Genomic DNA, 20263 nt, shown 5'->3' on the forward strand with positions numbered 1-20263 from the left:
AAAAGCATCGCAGTATAACAAAAACACTAACATGAACAACAATAAAATAGCTGTAATAGGATTAGGATATGTAGGCCTTCCCTTGGCACGATTGTTTGCCACAAAGTATCCTGTTGTCGGTTTCGATATCAACGAATCCCGAATTAAAGAACTACAGACCGGAGTGGACTCCACACTGGAAGTGGAAAACGAGGTGTTGCAATCTGTATTGACAGACAAACCATTGGAAACCAACGGGCTCTACTGCAGCAATAAAATCAATGATATTGCCAATGCCAATATATATGTAATTACCGTCCCCACCCCTGTTGATAAAAACAATAGGCCCGATTTGACTCCATTGAAAAAATCCAGTGAAACCGTGGGCAAGGTATTGAAAAAGGGAGATGTTGTTATTTATGAATCTACCGTATACCCTGGGGCAACCGAAGAGGAATGTATTCCTGTACTCGAAAGCATAAGTGGATTAACGTTCAATGAGGACTTTTATGCAGGATATTCTCCGGAAAGAATCAATCCGGGGGATAAATTACATACGGTTGAAAAAATATTAAAGGTAACCTCTGGCTCCACCCCAGAAATCGGAAAAGTTGTGGATGAGCTTTACTCCTCTGTCATAACCGCTGGCACACATTTGGCGCCGACCATAAAAGTTGCCGAAGCAGCCAAGGTTATTGAGAATTCCCAAAGGGACATCAATATTGCCTTTGTGAACGAGCTTGCCAAAATTTTCAATCTCATGGACATTGACACGCATGCTGTTTTGGAGGCAGCAGGCACCAAATGGAACTTTCTGCCCTTTAAACCAGGATTGGTCGGCGGACATTGTATTGGTGTCGACCCGTATTACTTAGCCCAACGTGCACAAGAATTTGGTTACCATCCAGAAATTATCTTGGCAGGTAGACGATTGAATGATAGTATGGGAGGCTACGTTGCCTCTGAAATCATCAAATTGATGGTCAAAAAAGACCTGCGTATCAAAGGGGCCAAGGTTTTGGTGTTGGGGATTACTTTTAAGGAGAACTGTCCGGATGTACGAAATACGCGCGCAGTAGATGTAATCAAGCAATTGATGGATTATGGCACCGATGTCACTGTATATGACCCTTGGGCCAACCCTGCCGAGGTGGAACATGAATATGGTTTATCCATCACTAAAAACCTTCCTGATGAAAAGTTTGATGCCGTTGTGCTCACCGTCGCCCATCAAAAGTTTTTGGAAATGGAGTTAAGGCCATTGCTCAAACAAGATGGTGTACTCTATGACGTGAAGGGCATTATTAAGGAAGCTGTGGAGGCTAGGTTGTAATAGCTAAGCCCAACTAAATAATTAAAAGCATATGAGCCAAATCAAAAAGGGGGCTGCTCTTAACTATACTAGTATAATACTAACCAATATTGTAGGCTTATTACTAACACCTTTCATTATACGAAAACTTGGTGATGCCGAATTTGGTCTTTACTCTTTAATAGGAGCTTTTGTTGGCTATATTGCCATTTTAGATTTAGGCCTAGGCAATACAGTTGTAAGGTTTGTTGCAAAATATAGGGCTGAAAAGGATAAGGTTGGCGAGGAAAACTTTTTGGCCACCACACTGATTATCTATGCAATTATTTCTTTTTGTGTAGTCGTGATAGGCACGATATGTTACTTTAACATTGAATCAATTTTCAAAGACTCTCTTACTCCTGACCAGATCGGTAGTGCAAAAAATATGTTTGTCATTTTGGTGTTTACCCTAGCTGTTGGTTTACCCGCTGGAACATTTGAAGCTACATCCTATGGTTACGAACAATTTGTCTTTCCTAAAACTGCCAAAATAATTCACTATGTTATACGCTCTCTATTAGTAGTTGGACTTCTATTTTGGAGCGGGAGGGCTCTTTCTTTAGTAATATTAGATGCTAGCTTGAATCTAGTATTATTTGGGGTTATGATTTATTTTGTTATTGTCAAACTAAAAGTAAAAATCAAACTTCATTCATTTAGCAAACAACTTCTCAGAAAAATATTTGGATATTCACTTTGGATTTTTGTGTTCGCAATTGTCGGACAATTTCAATGGAGAGTTGGACAACTAGTACTTGGCATAATGACCGACCCCACTATTGTAGCGGTCTTTGCAGTAGGAGTAATGTTAGGCACCTATTATGGTGCATTTTCCACCGCGATTTCCGGGGTTTTTCTTCCTAGGGCAACACAAATGACAGTGACTAATGCGAACCCAAAGGAACTAACTGACATGATGATAAAAATTGGACGTCTATCATTTATCGTCTTAATGTTTATCTTAACCGCATTTATCCTCTTTGGAAAACAGTTCATATTTCTTTGGGTAGGTGAATCATATCAGGATTCATGGGTAATTGCCCTTATAATCATGTTTGCGTACACCCTGCCTCTAGTTCAAGCCTTTGGGAATTCCATTTTGGAGGCTCAAAATAAATTATCATTTAAAGCAATCATCTACCTTATTTTTTTAATCCTGGGAACCATTTTTGGTGGTTATCTAGCAAAAGGTTATGGCGCTATAGGAATGATAGCGGGAACGGTATCCGGATGGCTTATTGTTCAAAATATTATGAATTTTTACTACTATAAAGTAATTCATTTGGAAATCCCTCGTTTTTTTAAAGAACTACTGAACAAAACATTTTTGGCAATACTAATAATTTTGGTTTTTGGATATTTTATAAGATTCATTCCAGGAAAAGATTGGTTCAATTTTGTTTTGAAAGGAATCAGTTATTCCATTGTATACGCCTTGGTAATGTACAGAATAGGGCTGATAGAATTTGAAAAACAGCTGTTCAAAACTACTTTTTCTAGTATAAGAACCAAATTTGGAATATAGATTATGATTACTCTAGATAAGATTTTAATTGCTGATAATGGTACACGCATAGACTATGCATTTACCACAAGCCCAGATATCAACAAATTTGTAAATCAAAAAGATAATCTCTTTATAAAGTATCTGGAAAACATAACACATGTTCCCAAAAGCATTCTGGCGATTCCATTTATTAGCAATTGGCTTCCTATAGCATGGTTTGCAGGTTTTGATATTGTAGTCGACGAAATAGATAGTGAGTTTTACACTTCCATGAAGGACCTAAAAGATGAATTTGCAAAACAGTTCCCCGATTATAACCTAAAAGGAAATTTAAAGGCAAAAACTCTTGTTGAGAATAAATGTATTGGTAAAAAAACAGCAATGTTATTTAGCGGAGGTGTGGATGCTTACGCTACCTATATACGCATAAAGCACAAAGAACCCGAGCTTGTTACAATATTAGGTGCTGATATAGAAATTGAAGATACAGAGCAATGGGGTCGTTTCAAAAGCTTTATCGAAAATGAAGAGTTGTTGGCCAAAAATCAAAAACAATACATTACAACCAATGTGAGAAGTTTTTACACCTATCAAGTCGAATTACTTCTCAAAGACATTGGTTGGTGGGGCAAAGTACAGCATGGGCTCTCTCTAATAGGTTCTTTAGCCCCTCTTGGCTTTAATAGAGGCTATGAAAACATCTATATAGCTTCATCTTACACGAAAGAAATCCAAATTGCATGGGGTTCAACACCTAAAACAGATGAGACAATCAGATGGTGTGGCACAAAGGTATTCCATGACGGATATGAACTTAAAAGACAAGATAAGGTAGATTTAATAGCTGAGTTTGCCAAGACCAATAAAGTTCCTTTCAGATTAAGAGTCTGTTATTCAGAGTTACGTACAGATTTTAATTGTAGTAATTGTGAAAAATGTTTTAGAACTATCTTAGGTATTCTATTAAACAATGAGGATCCCAACGATTATGGGTTTGTTGTTGATGAAAGTGTCTATGATAAGATTTTTTCCACAATAAACCATGGTGGAGCTAGTAAAGGCATGCAATATTTCTGGCTCGAACTAAAAGATAAAGCCGATAAAGCCAATTCGTTTTTTGTCTTTAAGGATAAAGAATTGGAAGGGGCCAAACTTGAGAAAATCAAAAATGGAGAGCTTAATGCCATCATTGAAACAAAGTTGAAAAATAAAACCGGTATTCTAGCCAAGGGACGGTTTATTATACGCAACAAATTTCCTTGGTTAAGAAAAATATACAGGAAGATTAAATACTAGAATAAAATACTATTCACCTCAACACTTTTACTCAACCACAAAAAAAAAATCAAATGAAATACGGATTATTAACATACGATGAAAACCGAAAGTTTTTCAATGTCGGCGATAACATCCAAAGTCTTGCTGCCAAGCAGTTTTTACCCCAAGTAGATGTTTACTTGAATCGTGAGCGATTGGGTAATTACAAAGGAGAAAGAGTAAAGTTGATAATGAATGGGTGGTTCACACATAATATACACAACTGGGTTCCTTCAAATGATATCGACCCTGTTTTTGTTTCTTTCCATATGAACAATACTGCCGCTCCTTTTATGTTAAGTGAGAAGGGGATATCGTACTTAAAGCAACACCAACCTATTGGATGTAGAGATCAATTCACGGCAGATACTCTTAACGAAAAAGGAATTGAAGCCTACTTTACGGGTTGTCTTACTTTAACATTGGATTCCTACAAGGTTGATGATTCTGAGCGTGAAGACAAAGTATATATTGTTGACCCGCTCTATAACTATCCAAGGCCGGAAAAAGTGTTTTACAACCCAAAAATAACAGTTAAAAACATTCTGAATGGGAAAGCATTTCAGCTCGGAAAAAAGAACAAACATCTTAAGAATTTTATTAGTAAGGAATTATTAAAAAAAGCTGAATTTATTAATCAAGAGCCCCCTTCTAATACATATTCAGATGAGCAAAAATTTCAAATGGCCGAAGATTTATTAAATAAGTATGCTCGTGCCAGAATGGTTATTACTTCAAGGATTCATTGTGCTCTACCTTGTTTGGCATTAGGTACCCCGGTCATATTTGTTAATGGCTTTGACAGCTTTGTCGATTCTTGTAGGTTCGATGGCATTCTTGAACTCTTTAACCGAATAGATATTAATAGCCAAACTGGGGACTTTACTTCCAACTTTGGACTTGAAGGAAAGGTTGATGCAAATACCAACATAAAAAACCTTGAAAAGCACCATGACCTGGCTAACGCCTTGAAAAAAACTGTCAAAGAAGCATTATCGTAACGGTCCAAAGACTATGAAACTTCTTTACATCACAAATCAAATAAGCGGTCCGGGCGGATTGGAAAGGGTTCTATCCATTAAAGCAAGCTATTTTACAGATGAACTCGAGCATGATGTACACATTTTGACTTTAAATGACACAACAGACTCCCTTTTCTTCGATTTTAGTTCTGCGATCCAAACACATAATATTGAGCTAAAAAACTCCCCTATCCATTATATTAAAGGTTATTTAAAAGGGATCAAGAATACCATTTCCAAGGTTGATCCCGATATTATTTTGGTTTGCGATGATGGGTTAAAGGGCATGCTTCTTCCCCTTTTGATAAGAAAATCAAGGCCAATGATTTATGAAAGGCATGTTAGCAAAGAAGTGGCTAAAGGAATCGGTCCCAACAATCTTTTTAATAGATTAAAAACACGATTGATTTATTTACTGATGAGATTAGGAGGTCAAAAGTTTGATGCATTTGTTGTTCTAACACAACAAAACCTAAAGGAATGGAATTTCCCAAACAACATTGTAATTCCCAATCCACTTCCATTTTGCAAAGGGGAGGTTTCTACTTTAAATAACAAAATTGTAATTGCTGTTGGTAAACAATCTTTCCAAAAAGGCTATGATCGGTTGGTCAAAAGCTGGAAAGACGTAGAAGAGAAATTTCCTGAATGGAAATTACATATTTATGGTAGTGAAGATCCATCAAAAAAAATCGAAAAAGATATTGAGAAATTAAATCTCTCAGATTCAATTAAATTATTTAAACCAGTAAAAAATATCAAGGAAAAGTTTATTGAGTCTTCTGTTCATGTTCTCTCTTCCAGGTACGAAGGTTTTGGCATGGTCATTATTGAAGCTATGGCTTGTGGCGTGCCATCGGTTTCCTTTGATTGTCCTTATGGGCCTTCTGATATCATCGAAGATGGTAAAAATGGATTCTTAATCCCCAATGGCGATATTAAAGCCCTTGGACAATCCCTTATAGATATAATCGGAAATTCAGAAAAGAGAAAAAAGATGGGAGTGTACGCATTTAAGAGCGTTGACAAGTTTCAAATGTCCGTTATCGGTGAAAAATGGAATGATTTATTTGAGCAACTACAAAAAAATTAGTTAAGCCTTTAAGAATGATTTTTAATTCAGTCGTATTTTTAATTTTCTTGCCTGCTGCCTTCGGCCTCTATTGGTTGATATCCAAAAAGTCTCTAAAGTTCCAGAATATATATCTTTTGGCCATCAGCTACTTTTTTTATGGTTGCTGGGATTGGCGCTTTCTTTTTCTTATATCATTTAGTTCACTAATTGATTATCAAATAGGTAAGAGTATTCCGAAAGCAAAAAGTAAAAAATCCAAAAAAATACTTGTGGGCATTAGTTTGCTCATGAATTTAGGGTTATTAGGCTTTTTCAAATACTTTAATTTTTTTATAGAATCGTTTACTGATCTTTTCAACCTAGTTGGGTTTAAAGCAGATTATGTAACTCTTCATATTATCCTTCCTGTAGGCATTAGCTTTTACACATTCCAAACTCTTAGCTATACTATTGATGTTTACAGGGAGAAAATTGAACCCTCGAAATCTTGGATTCAATTTTTTGCTTATGTAAGCTTTTTCCCTCAACTAGTAGCTGGCCCTATTGAAAGAGCAACAAACCTATTGCCTCAATTTCAGAAGAAACGTACATTCTCTTATGATAAAGCAGCGGATGGAATGCGTCAGATGTTGTGGGGATTTTTTAAAAAGGTTGTTGTAGCGGATAATTGTGCTGTTTTTGTAGATGCTGCATTCGACAATCCTGGAGCGAGTTCATCTGGCGAGTTATTTATAGGCATGCTATTTTTTGCTTTTCAGCTCTATGGCGATTTTGCAGGATATTCTGATATTGCAATTGGCAGTGCCCGTTTGTTTGGGTTTGATCTTAAACAGAATTTTGCATACCCCTATTTTGCACGTGACATCGCAGAGTTTTACAGAAGATGGCACATGTCTTTGACTAACTGGTTCAAAGATTACCTGTATTTTCCATTGGGAGGTAGCAGGGTCAGCTTAAACAAAAACATTCGAAATGTTTTTATTATTTACCTCGTCAGTGGCTTTTGGCATGGCGCCAATTGGACATTTATTTTTTGGGGGTTTTTAAATGCGTTGTATTACGTGCCTCTAATGCTTTTTAAGAGAAATCGTAAAAACTTAGAAATTGTTGCCGCAAACAGCTATCTGCCCAGTTTGAGGGAAGGCTATGCAATTCTTGAAACTTTTATTGTGACCTGTTTTATACGTGTGTTTTTTAGGGCGAATACTATTGAAGATGCTTTCCTTTACATCAAGAGAATTTTTATGTTTGAAGGCAATTCCTTTGATAATTTAGATAAAGTCTCCGTTTTAGTGATTGTTTTTATGTTAATGGTTGAGTGGCTTAATCGAAAAAAAGAACATGGCCTTTCTATTGCCAATCAACCGGTATTGTTACGATGGGGTACGTATTTCTTAATTTTTGGATTCATCCTATTCTTTGGCAAAGCATCGGACGCATTTATTTATTTCCAATTCTAACCAGTTATGAAGAAATACTTATTTAAGACACTCATATTTCTATTAGCCTGCTTTGCTGTGATTACACTTGTTTTACTAAAGTATGGAGGCTATGTGGATTATTTCTACGTTAAGTTCACTACTCCCAAGGCAAAATCAATGATTATTGGAGATTCTAGGAGTATGCAAGGAATACAACCAAGTGTTGTGAACGAGGCCCTATCAAGTAAGGACTATTCCTTGCCAGTTTTCAATTATAGTTTCACCATTGCCCAAGCTTCAATGGGGCCCCTGTATAATGAAAGCATTTTAAAAAAACTAGATACATCATCATCCAATGGTTTATTTATTATTTCAGTTACTCCTTGGATGTTTGGTTCTGATAAAAACAATGACAACGCCAAAGGAGAATTTAGAGAGGAAAATAGTCCTCCACATAACATGCACTATGTAGATGTGAACCCAAACTATGAATATCTTTTAAAAAACCTCCAGTACTTCCATTTTAGAACTATTTTTAGACAATCCGCCGAAATGCACAAAGATGGCTGGTTAGAAGAAAAAAACTTACCTCAAAGTGAAGCGATTTTTAAAGCTTGGAAAGAGGGACAATCCAAAATATTTGACAATATGATGGAAGAATATGTGGTTTCGGACATACGTTTAGAAAGCTTTCATAAACTAGTCGTCAGACTTCAAGAGCATGGTGAAGTCATCTTAGTTAGAATGCCTATTGATTCAGACTTTATAGAAAAGGAGCATTTATTTTATCCAAGTTTTGACAGTGATATGGAAAGGGCTGCACAAAAATTTAACATTCCTTATTTCAATTTCAACAAACAATTCTTTGCAACCAAATTCAAAACCTACGATGGGCATCACTTGGATAAAATAGGCGGGCAAAATTTCACAAAAACCCTGTGTGATTCTATAATATCTATTAAAAACTCTATTAATATCCCTGCCACAAATAGTTAGATGGAAAAACAAAAGTTAAATATTGTAATTCTAACAGACCAACTTCATAAAATTGGTGGGATTAATAGCTTAATCAACATAAAAGCGAATTATTGGTCCACCGTTAAAAAGCATAAAGTTGACGTAGTCACTACAGAACAAGAAGGTAAAGCGACCTTCTACCCATTTACCGAACAAATAAGTTTGTATGATTTAGGTATTCTGTACGATAGAAATAGCAGCTACTTTGGCAAAAACAACATTGTAAAAGTTTTCAAAAACTATAGAAAGCTAAAAAAGTTGTTGAAAAATTTAAATCCCGATTTAGTTATTATAGCCAATCATATTCCTGTAACCTTCTTTTTTCCGTTTTTGAACTCAAAAGCTAAGTTTTTAAAGGAGTATCACTTTACTCAATTTTACAGGTCCAAGGTAAAACTCACTCCCTTAATCCGATTTGAAAAGTTAATTGAAAGAAAATTGGATTTTAAAGTCGTGCTTAACGAAGAAGAAAAAGGTTTCTATAATTCTGGGCGTATTGTACATATTCCCAACCCAATACCACATAGTTTTATAGAGAAACCAAGCTTTAGCATTGAAACCAGAGAAAAAACCGCCATTGCCGCAGGACGCTTTTCACCTGTAAAACGATTTGATTTACTTTTAGAAATATGGAACGAATTTAAAAAATCAGATAATGAATGGAATCTGGAAATTTATGGAGATGGAACTGATATAGACGTAGCTGAGTTAAATAGTTTGATAACCAAATACCATTTAAAAGATTCAGTACGTCTTATAAAGCCAGTTGACAATTTGATGGAAATCATGCAAAAAAAAGGACTTTACTTAATGACTTCTATCCAAGAATGTTTCCCTATGGTTCTTCTAGAATCACAATCTTCAGGATTACCTATTATTGCTTTTGATTGCCCAACCGGACCAAGGAATATCATTGAAAAAGATAAAACAGGTTGTCTTATTGAGATGGACAATAAAGTTATGTTCATAAATAAATTGCTGGAGTTAACACATGAAGATAATAAACGAGAAGAACTTGCGAGAAACGGATTCGAATCCGTACAAAAATATCTTTTAGACCCGGTGATGAAACAGTGGGATCAAAAAATTTTAAATCATTTGTAATGAGACATTTGTTTTTAAGCATATATCAACTTCTGTTTATTCCGCATGGATTGCTTTTTTCTTTCTCTGCCAATAAACACCTGATAAAGGAGGATTTATACTCTGGAGGAACAATCCCTAGCTTGAACAACAAAATATTTTTTGATTTATTAAAAAAATTAGCTAATGATAAATATTTCCGGACCTTATTTTATTTCAGAACAAGAGGACTAGCAAGTAACTTTTTGAGGATTTTTTATCCAAAGGACAATCGCTTTACTATAGATATCAACACTCAATTAGGTGGTGGCGTAATTTTGGCTCATCCTTATAGTTCCATAATAAATGCTGAAAAAATAGGCAAGAATCTTTATATAAATCAACTTGTTACTATTGGAGAGAATAACGGACTAAGACCACGAATAGGAGATAATGTAAAACTTTACACAAATTGTACAGTTATTGGAAACATCTCTATAGGCAACAATGTTATAATAGGGGCTGGTTCGGTGGTTGTCAAAGATATTCCTGATAATTGCACCGTGGTAGGTAATCCGGCTCGTGTAATTAAAATTGACAACAAAAACCAACTTGATGATTAATTTTGTCCCTATAGAGTCATATTACCCAATCTATATCAATATTTGTCTGTTTTTGGTATTGTTCACAATTCTTCATACTAGAGTTGTGCCTATGGAGAGTCCTAAAAACTTATCATTTATAAATATTTCTGGACTATTACTTCTCGCCTTCCTCGTATTATATATAGGTTTAAGGCCTATTCATCCCATTTTTGGTGATACTGTAAACTATGTTGTTACATATTCGAACTATCAGATAGGACTTCCCATAAAAAACGCGGAAGACTATGGATGGCATGTATTTATGAAAGCATTGGCACCATATATGTCAATACATGCCTTTTTTACCATAATTAGTTTCATTTATATTTTCCCACTATATAAAATTTCAACTACTTATTTTAAAGAGTACTGGTACTATGCATTCTTGATGTTCGTGGTGTCCTTTTCTTTTTGGACATATAGTGTCAATGGTATTCGAAATGGGGCTGCGTGCTCCTTGTTTTTATGGGGACTATGTTACGAAAAAAGAAAAATACTTATGGTAATGTTTTTTGGGTTTGCTCTCTTATTCCACAAAACACTTTTCCTACCTATTCTGGCTTACTTAGCCACCTATTTTTATAACAACCCAAAATTTTATTTCAAGGGATGGTTAATGTGTATTCCTCTTTCCTTGGTTCTTGGTGGGGTATGGATAAGCCTTTTTAGCAGTTTGGGATTCGCAGATGATAGACTATCTGGATATTTATCCAGTAGCTCTGAAGAAGGGACTTTTTCGGCAACTGGATTTAGATGGGATTTTTTATTTCACTCTGCTTTTGCAGTTTTTGCAGGATGGTACTTTGTTGTTAAAAGAGGATTCTCCGATGCGCTTTATAATAGGTTATTAAATACTTATCTCATTTGTAACGGGTTTTGGGTTCTTGTAATTCGTGCAAATTTTTCCAACCGTTTCGCATACCTTTCATGGTTTATGATGGCAATAGTTATCATATACCCTTTATTGAAGAAAAATTTTTTTAAAAATCAACATGCTCTTTTAGGAAATATTATACTCGCATATTTTTCGTTTACTTATCTGATGTTCTACCTTTATTACAGTTAAAATGAAAACCATAACCATATTTACCCCTACATTCAATCGTGCATATTGTCTACATCAATGCTACAACAGCTTGGTTTCACAAACTAATAAAGATTTTATTTGGTTGATTATTGATGATGGATCAACAGATAATTCCAAAGAACTCATTGCAAGTTGGATCAAAGAGAATAAGATTGAAATTAGATACCAATATCAAAGCAACCAAGGTATGCACGGTGGTCACAACACAGCCTATTCTTTGATCGAAACACCACTTAATATTTGTATTGATAGTGATGATTTCATGCCCAACAATGCTGTCGAACTAATTCTTGAAAAATGGGAGTCAATAAAAGATAAGCCTCAATTTGCCGGAATTGTCGGCCTAGATGCTGACAAAACTGGTAATATTATTGGAACTAGGTTTCCAGAACATCTGGAAGAGACTACGATTTATGACATATATAATAAACACAAGGTCAGAGGAGATAAAAAACTTGTATACAGAACAGAGATCATCAAACAATATCCTAAGTACCCTATTTATGAAGGGGAAAGGTTTGTCCCATTGGGCTATTTATACCAATTGATTGATCAAGATTACAAACTTTATCCTGTAAATGAGGTATACTGCATTGTGGAATACATGCCGGATGGATCAAGTTTAAACATGTTAAAACAATACCGTAGACATCCTAAAGGTTTTGCCTTTACAAGGATAACAGGAATGAAATATGCTAAATCATTTGGTGTCAAGTTTAAGAATGCTGTCCACTATGTTTCTTGTGCTCTCTTTACAAAAAACGCAAAATTCCTTACAGAGTCACCTAAAAAAATAACCACCATTGTTGCGATTCCCTTTGGAGTTTTGCTCAATTTGTACATACGCCTTAAAACAAAAAGCGGAATTTGAATATGGCCATGAAGAACAATAGTGCAGAACAACCCATTCGTATACTCCAAGTTTTAACCATAATGAATCGTGGTGGAGCTGAGGCCATGATTATGAACTACTATAGAAATATAGATAGAAACAAGGTCCAATTCGATTTTCTATTACATAGGCAAGAAAAAGGTGCTTATGATGACGAAATAAAATCACTTGGAGGTAAAATCTATATTATGCCTAATATAAGTCCCAAGAATTATTTTTCTTATATCTCAGCTGTTCGAGCATTTTTCAAAACACATACGGAGCATCGAATAATACACTCCCATTTGAATGGATTAAGCGGTATAATTTTAAGCCAAGCTAAAAAAGAAGGTGTTCCTTTTAGAATAGCACACAGCCATACAAGTCTTTTCCATTTAAACATAAATCCTTTTTCCAAAAAAAAGGCTTCATTGGGATATGCTTTTAAGTTCTTGGTACAAAACTTATTACGTAAGTCGGTACGGAAAAATGCTAATTATTACTTTTCGTGTGGGGATAAAGCAGCTCGATGGCTTTTTGGTTTGGATAGCAAGCCTAATGTGAAAATTATAAACAATGCAATAGCCACAGACGAATTTGAATATGACCAAGAGACTTCTTCGAATTTGAGAAAAGAATTAGGTCTTCAGGGGTATAAGGTCATAGGGCATGTCGGAAATTTTGTGCCAGAAAAAAATCATGTCTTTCTATTAGATGTATTTAATGAAGTGCAGAAAAAATTACCGAAAACTAAATTAATCCTTGTTGGTGGAGGTCCAGGTCAGCAGTATTATAAAGACTTATCCGAGCAAATGGGAATTGCCGAAAATGTGATTTTTTTAGGTGTTAGAAAAGATGTTAACCATCTATTGCAAGCATTTGATGTTTTTCTATTTCCATCTACAAACGAGGGGCTGCCAGTTACCTTGATAGAGGCCCAAGCTTCTGGGCTAAAAATTATAGCTTCTGAAAACATTTCGAATGAATTAGATATCACTGGTAACATCACTTTTAAGTCCTTAGAAAGTACACCTGTAGAATGGGCAAACCAATTAATCCAAATGTTCAATTACAACCGTGTTAGCACCCACCAAAAAATAGTAGATGGGAATTATGATATCAAAAATAATGCGGCCGAGCTACAAAACTTCTATTTAACCAAAGTTAAAAACTAATATATGTGTGGTATTAATGGTATTCTCCAGGATAATCATATAGACTCATCAGTACTTACCAATAAAATTAAACTGATGAATGATCAAATCATTCATAGAGGGCCTGATGATCATGGATGCTTTACAGAGTCAACCAAGGAATTTTCAATTGCCATGGGAATGCGTAGATTGTCTATAATAGATTTAAATTCTGGACAACAACCTATTTACTCCGATGACAATAATATTGTAATTGTGTTCAATGGGGAAATCTATAACTATAAAAAACTCAGAGCCGATCTTTCTTCTAAAAATATTACATTTAATACAAAAAGTGATACCGAAGTAATATTAAAGCTCTATCAATATGAGGGAGTGGAAGGGTTTAGGAAGCTTGATGGTATGTTTGGCTTTAGCATATACGACCGTATAAAAAAGAAGGTTTTTATAGGAAGGGATTTCTTTGGAGAAAAACCTCTTTATTTCACACAATACAAAAATCAATTTCTCTGGGCTTCTGAACTTAAATCAATCCTTAAAGCTATTCCAACCGTCCCCACAATAAATAAGTTGGGATTGAATCTTTTTTTTAAGTTAACATACATTCCTGCACCTTTTTCAATATATGAAGGAATACATAAATTACAACCTAACCATCTTCTCATATATGATTTAAAAAAGTCGTCTTGGAGTACTGATTCAATAAAATCAACGCAGGTGAATGAAAAAGAAGACATTTCTTTTAATTCAGCAAAATTGAAAGTGAGAGAGCTTGTAGCGGAAAGTGTCAAAAGCAGATCCGTATCAGATGTGCCTATCGGTACTTTTCTTTCAGGTGGAGTTGATTCTTCCATAGTATCCCTATGTCTCTCAAGAATATCAAACCAAAAAATCAATACTTTTTCTATAGGATTTGAAAAAAAAGGTTTTGATGAAAGAGACAAGTCTAGAACAGTTGCCAACTTGATAGATAGCAATCATCATGAATTCGTACTTAATGAAGATGATTTAAAGACTAATGTTAGCGAAATATTGGACAATTTTGATGAGCCCTTTTCGGACTCTTCATCTCTCCCAAGCTATTTGGTGGCACACCAAACCAGTAAGCACGTAAAAGTTGCTCTTACAGGCGATGGAGGGGATGAAGTTTTCGGCGGATATAATAAATATTATATTGGCAAGATTAATGAACGTTACACTCAGTTAATTCCCAATCAGTTACATAAATTAAGTAAAAGAATATTGCAGCCTTTGCTTTATTCCAAAAGTGATAAGAGAGGTATTAGATTCAAAATAAACAAGTTGTTGAATTCAATTGATTATTCAAATCAATATTATTGGGACATAATTTCCTTAGGTTTCGCAAATAATAGCTTACAGGATTACCTATTACCAAATTTTATAGAGCTAGATCCATTTGCCTATTATAAATCTTTGACCGGAGTATCAGCTCCTAATTCACTCACTGATTATAGGGAAGTGGATAGAAATATTAGCTTGGAAGGTGATATGTTAGTGAAAGTTGACCGAACAAGTATGCTAACATCTTTGGAGTGTAGAGCTCCTTTTCTGAACAAAAAGTTATGGGATTATACCAATAGTCTTCCAGAAGACTTTTTGATGAAAGGGTGGAACAAGAAATACATTCTAAAAGAAGCATTTAAAGAAGATTTTCCGGAGGACTTCCTTGATAAATCAAAATCTGGATTTGGGGTTCCCATTGGGGATTGGTTAAAATCTTCACTAAAGAAAGAATTAAAGAAATATATTGAGCCTTCCTTTTTGGAAACCCAACAAATTTTCAATACCTCCTCAATACAAAAATTGGTGAACGATCATTTAAATGGAAAAGACAATACTTTTATGGTATGGACATATTTTTGTTTCCAAAAATGGTATTGCAAAAATTATCTAGGAAGTTCATCATAATTGCTTTTCTCAAAAATATAATCCTCCAATTTTTCATTTAAAATCTGTGAAAATTCTTTGGCTCCGGAAGAATTAAGATGATCTACGTTGTAATAAAGACTTTCATCCGATATAGCATTTATGAGGTTCCAATAAGGAACATCATAAGTTGTTTGCAATTGTTGAATGTACTCTGCATTCTTTTGCATTATTTCTTGGTCTAACCTATCTGTCAATCGTCTTTGCACTGGTGGCGTAAATAATATGGGGTTGATTCCTTTATCTTTTAATTTTTGAATAAACGACTCTAAATCTGACTGGACCATTTCTCTTTCAACCGACCCGTGCACAAGATCATTGAAGTATTTAGCACGAGCATTAATAGTAGATTCCTTGAATGCACCATGCTCCATCTCCAAAAGAGGCTCCCAGCCATTTATCAACCTAATATCCTTAACATTTTTTATTCGATCCAGTAATTTAGTTTTCAACAGGGAGAATGTTATTCTGGGAGTATACCCGAACCAGAAATAAGATAATCTTTCTTTGAAATATGAGCTGTCTTCATACGGTATTCCATACGAATAATAAGACCAAACATCCCTTATCCCTTGGCTAGAAAAATAAAGGGAATGATAGTCCATGCTAATTAAAACATACTGAAGTTGAGGTAAATCATCAAGATATTTTAATGTAATTCTTTTGTCATAATAAATTGATTGGTTTAATCCTGCTAAATTGAAGGCCTTCTTTTCTATAATATCTGGAGCAACATCATTAAAAGCGTGGGAATTACCTAAAATAAGAACTTGAATATTATCCTTTTTTAAGTTTAGCCCCTCTAACTTTTGAGCATAATCAGATTCATAGCTGCGCAGATAAAATTCTAGGCCCAAGGTAATCACTAAAATTGGCATGAAAAAAATAGTCAAAACTTTTAGAAACTTTTTCATATGCTAAAATTGGAAATAAATGAACTCTTGCTGCTGTCCGCCTAATAAAAAGATAGATGATATAATTAAATAGTAAATGAGAAACCTAAGTGGTCTGGGTATCCTCCAATCAGAAAAATCAAGTACTACTTCCCTATCTCTTCTGAGCCATTCAATGATAACAAAAATTATTATCAATATGATTACTTTAAGGGGCATCAATTCTGGCATCGCAAACAAGGATGGAGAAATTATTTTGAAATAAATTTGAGCGGCATGAGACATACTATCTGCTCTAAAAAAAATCCACGCTAGATTCACCATAACAAAAGTGACAAGCATTTGAAAAACTTCTCTAAGATTTGGCAAGAACTTGTCTTCCGCAACCAAATCTGTATTAATTCTATTTTTTTTCAAAACTAAAAGAGGTAAAAAGAACAATGCATTCAAAAAGCCCCAAGACATAAAAGTCCAATTAGCGCCATGCCAGAATCCGCTTAACACAAATATTACAAATGTGTTTCTTACTTTTTGCCAAAGTCCTCCCCTACTACCACCCAAAGGAATATAAACATAGTCCCTGAACCAGGTGGACAAAGAAATATGCCACCTTCTCCAAAATTCAGCTATATCTCTTGAAAAATAAGGGAATGCAAAATTACGCATCAATTTAAACCCAAATAAACGAGATGTTCCAATAGCAATATCTGAATATCCAGAAAAATCTCCATAAATCTGAAATGAAAAAAGTATTACTCCTAAAAAAATTGTACTGCCAGAATAATTCTCCGTATTACTAAATATTATGTTTACAAACGTTGCTGCATTATCGGCAATTACAACCTTTTTAAAAAGCCCCCAAAGAATTAATTTTAAACCACTGACAGCAAAGTCATAATCAAAAGTCCTTTTTTTATAAAATTGTGGTAACAAATTAGTTGCTCTTTCTATTGGACCAGCTACTAGTTGAGGAAAAAAGCTTACATAGGTAAAAAAGGAAATTGCATCTTTGGCAGGTTCAAGTTTCCTATTGTAGACGTCAATGGTATAACTTAGTGTTTGAAATGTATAAAAGCTTATACCAACAGGCAGAATAATATTGAGGGTAGCTAAATCAAAATTGTTTCCAAAAAATCGAATTGTATCATTAAAGCTCTCAATAAAAAAATTAAAGTATTTAAAGAAGCCCAATAAGCCAATATTAAGAATAAGACTTATAGCGAGCAATCTCTTTCTAAGTGGTACTTTATTTGTTTTTCCCAGATAGAATCCTATTGTATAATCAACAAAAGAACTAAATATAATAAGACCTAAAAACCTCCAATCCCACCATCCATAAAAAACATAACTTGAAGCCAATAAAAATGCATTCTGCAATTTTAATTTCTTATTGAGGAGAAACCAATAAACTATAAATACTATTGGAATAAAAACGGTAAACTCGAAAGAATTGAATAACAAGTCGAATAATTTTGGAGTTGCCTTTCAAATATAAATTGAATTTATAATTCACATAATGATTGATTCGATAAGTGATCATTATATACGACCAAAGTTGCTTATAAATTAAAAGGAGGTGCCATTGGCACCTCCTTTTAATTTATAAATCCAGTTAATTCTCTATTGACAAGTATTGTTTCCAATAGACACACTACCTGTAGATTCGTCCAGGATACAGGTATAATTGCCGGATACATCAATATTGTTGTCTCGAATAGTTGTTTCTGTCAAACCACCTTTTAAATGAATACCATTTGAATTATCAGGAGATAAGGTATTGTTTAATACATCAATATTTGAAGCATTAATAACTTGAACCATTCCATTTGAAATATTGTTACTATAAGTCACTCCTGAAGAGCTAGAGATAACAGAGGTTGCGCTACTTGCGAAATTATTTCCAATCACTTGCACAGAATTATCTAATCCTGCATCTCTATTTAACTGGACAAAATAAATGGCATTATTTCTAACATCAATGTCGTTGTTTTGTATAACGACATTGTTTGCAGTGGTGATTTGCCCTGATATACCTCGTCCGCTGGTGGTATTAGTAATCCTATTTTCACTTATAAAAATATCTTCAGCATCTTTTATTTGAATACCTGAATTACAATCATTTATGATGTTACCCGTAACCTCTATATCTTTATAATATGTTGCAATGGCTAATCCATAACCCTCAATTGTATTACCAGACACTGAATTATTAAATACAGTCTCTCCTGGTCCACCGACAATAATTGCAGGTTTACCAGCAGAAACATTACTTGCTGTAAATTTATTGTTTCTGATTTGTGTATCTGAAGCTAAAGAAAAGGAGGCGCTGGTCTCAAAGTCATTGTTTTCAATTACGATTCTTTGACCAATAAAAACGATTATCGAGCCTTCCCTACTACCCCTTTCAACATTATTTCTTATTGTAACATCATGAACCTTTTGATATTCAACTAATTCATTGGATGAATTTCTTGTTCTTACAGGCTCAAGATTAATTGCAAAACCTACTACTCCTCCATCAGAATTTGAGGAAGGCTGAGCATTATTTAAGAAGGTATTCGAATTTATATCTATGTTATTACCGTCTGTCAATGCAATACTCATCATTCTATTGGAATCGAAAACACAATTTCTGACCACAACATTGTTAGTTGGGTCATAGTTGGAATCAAATGTATGTCCAACTGAATTTATGTTTAGTCCTCCTAATGATCCTTTTGTAAACTTTATACCGTCTAAAACAATATTCTTACCAGACCGAATCGTCATTAAATGGGCTCCCTCTTCTGCGTTTTCCCTAGAATAAGAACGATTATCCCTATCTCCAACTAAAATACCTCCCCGAATGGTAACATTATCGACCTCTCTAACACCGATTAAAGCTGCTGAAGTAGTACCTATTGTTGGAAAGACTCTCAAAAAGGTATTATTAGTCATTGACAAAGTAAAATCTGAAGGTAGGTTTACTGCCTCTAAACTTGGATAAAAATTCTGATTTGTTGTGGTAGAAGTAACCTTGGTAACCTCAAAGTAGGCATCAAATTCATCAGTTTGAAAGGTAGTAGCCCCTAACTCTTTTACATAAAACATTAATCCTTCAAAATTGGTATTGTTCTTCAAAGCGCGATCAGAATTTACTTGTCCCTGAACAATATCCCATCGCTCTGGATAAAACTGAAAAATTGGGTCATCCAATTTAACATCACCTTCAATGGTCAAATCCTTATTGAGCAAATCACCGTCAATGGTACCTTGAGCAGAAAAGTTTAATGTTCCGTTTATAATTTCACCTCCTGCAAAAACAAAAGTGACTCCGGAAGGCACCGTTATGGTTTGTCCTCCCAAGTCCATCCGACAGGCAATTTCCAAGGTTGAGTTGCTTTCAATACCATCCAATGTATAGTCACATGGGGTATTATCTATTTTAAGCCCCTCTGAGGAATCAAAATCAGGGCCATTGTCTGTTTCTCCCAAATCTGGAGTATCTTGATCATTGGAATCATCGGAATCTCCATCAGAATCTCCATCCGAACCATCAACGGTTTCCTCATCAGGGTCTTCCAAACCAACTAAGTCTATAAGGTCTTCATCTTGCGAACAAGAGATAAATGAGGCTTGAATTAAGCAAAGAAAAATTACCGAAAAGAAAAGTAATTTTGGGGTGTTCTTTTGCATCTGTTACTTTTTAATTTACAAATTTGTTCTTTTAAGTTCAAAAAACGACAAAATGTGTCTTTTTTTCGACGAAATACACCAGCACTTACGTTCAATACCAAACAATTAGATGTTTAACCTATCGATTTTAACAAAAAAATCGATGAAATGCATCTTCTTTGCTATTTTTCAGGTTAGCCCCCATTCACTTTATCTATAATTTATCACACTAAATCTAAAAGTAATTTTTATTTAACCC

The 20263-nt window shown here is 34.6% G+C and carries 16 protein-coding genes; 13 read left to right on the top strand and 3 right to left on the bottom strand.

Features of this window, described 5'->3' with window-relative positions:
* Positions 1–31: 31 nt before the first annotated feature.
* The 13 genes from GUA46_RS13315 (at position 32) to asnB (ending at position 15439) form a co-directional block, all read left to right on the top strand.
* Complete coding sequence (locus GUA46_RS13315) at positions 32–1312, top strand: nucleotide sugar dehydrogenase (protein WP_108244219.1); 1281 nt, start codon at positions 32–34, stop codon at positions 1310–1312.
* Between the two features lie 31 nt (positions 1313–1343).
* Positions 1344–2858: an oligosaccharide flippase family protein gene (locus GUA46_RS13320; RefSeq protein ID WP_108244220.1), complete on the top strand. Its 1515-nt coding sequence runs from the start codon at positions 1344–1346 to the stop codon at positions 2856–2858.
* Between the two features lie 3 nt (positions 2859–2861).
* On the top strand, positions 2862–4136 hold the full coding sequence (locus GUA46_RS13325; protein WP_176620904.1) for a hypothetical protein: 1275 nt from the start codon (positions 2862–2864) through the stop codon (positions 4134–4136).
* A 53-nt stretch (positions 4137–4189) separates the two neighbouring features.
* Positions 4190–5158: a polysaccharide pyruvyl transferase family protein gene (locus tag GUA46_RS13330; protein WP_176620905.1), complete on the top strand. Its 969-nt coding sequence runs from the start codon at positions 4190–4192 to the stop codon at positions 5156–5158.
* 13 nt (positions 5159–5171) lie between these two features.
* The gene (locus tag GUA46_RS13335; RefSeq protein ID WP_108244223.1) at positions 5172–6272 is read left to right on the top strand and encodes a glycosyltransferase family 4 protein; all 1101 of its coding nucleotides are present in this window, start codon (positions 5172–5174) and stop codon (positions 6270–6272) included.
* 116 nt (positions 6273–6388) lie between these two features.
* Positions 6389–7714, top strand: coding sequence for an MBOAT family O-acyltransferase (locus GUA46_RS13340; protein WP_313790870.1), 1326 nt, complete (start codon positions 6389–6391; stop codon positions 7712–7714).
* A gap of 6 nt (positions 7715–7720) precedes the next feature.
* A complete protein-coding gene (locus GUA46_RS13345; protein ID WP_176620906.1) occupies positions 7721–8671 on the top strand; it encodes a hypothetical protein in 951 nt (316 codons plus the stop codon).
* Positions 8672–9796: a glycosyltransferase gene (locus GUA46_RS13350; RefSeq protein WP_176620907.1), complete on the top strand. Its 1125-nt coding sequence runs from the start codon at positions 8672–8674 to the stop codon at positions 9794–9796.
* Positions 9796–10377 (top strand): serine acetyltransferase, encoded by a 582-nt coding sequence (locus GUA46_RS13355; RefSeq protein ID WP_108244227.1) that lies wholly within the window; start codon positions 9796–9798, stop codon positions 10375–10377. Before GUA46_RS13350 ends, GUA46_RS13355 begins: the two co-directional genes overlap by 1 nt.
* A gap of 91 nt (positions 10378–10468) precedes the next feature.
* Entirely contained in the window at positions 10469–11464 is a 996-nt protein-coding gene (locus GUA46_RS13360) for an EpsG family protein (protein ID WP_229418509.1), read from the top strand.
* 1 nt (position 11465) lies between these two features.
* Entirely contained in the window at positions 11466–12356 is an 891-nt protein-coding gene (locus GUA46_RS13365) for a glycosyltransferase family 2 protein (protein ID WP_108244229.1), read from the top strand.
* A gap of 2 nt (positions 12357–12358) precedes the next feature.
* Entirely contained in the window at positions 12359–13531 is a 1173-nt protein-coding gene (locus tag GUA46_RS13370) for a glycosyltransferase family 1 protein (protein WP_229418510.1), read from the top strand.
* Between the two features lie 3 nt (positions 13532–13534).
* On the top strand, positions 13535–15439 hold the full coding sequence (gene asnB / locus GUA46_RS13375; RefSeq protein WP_176620908.1) for an asparagine synthase (glutamine-hydrolyzing): 1905 nt from the start codon (positions 13535–13537) through the stop codon (positions 15437–15439).
* Here the strand turns inward: asnB and GUA46_RS13380 are convergent.
* From GUA46_RS13380 to GUA46_RS13390, 3 genes are all read right to left on the bottom strand, one after another.
* Positions 15418–16371, bottom strand: coding sequence for an SGNH/GDSL hydrolase family protein (locus tag GUA46_RS13380; protein WP_108244231.1), 954 nt, complete (start codon positions 16369–16371; stop codon positions 15418–15420). The genes asnB and GUA46_RS13380 overlap by 22 nt on opposite strands.
* 3 nt (positions 16372–16374) lie before the next feature.
* The gene (locus tag GUA46_RS13385) at positions 16375–17811 is read right to left on the bottom strand and encodes an MBOAT family O-acyltransferase (protein ID WP_108244232.1); all 1437 of its coding nucleotides are present in this window, start codon (positions 17809–17811) and stop codon (positions 16375–16377) included.
* A 159-nt stretch (positions 17812–17970) separates the two neighbouring features.
* The gene (locus GUA46_RS13390) at positions 17971–20025 is read right to left on the bottom strand and encodes a right-handed parallel beta-helix repeat-containing protein (protein ID WP_176620909.1); all 2055 of its coding nucleotides are present in this window, start codon (positions 20023–20025) and stop codon (positions 17971–17973) included.
* Positions 20026–20263 lie beyond the last annotated feature (238 nt).

This window comes from Flagellimonas chongwuensis (assembly GCF_013376415.1).
Classification (GTDB): domain Bacteria; phylum Bacteroidota; class Bacteroidia; order Flavobacteriales; family Flavobacteriaceae; genus Flagellimonas; species Flagellimonas chongwuensis.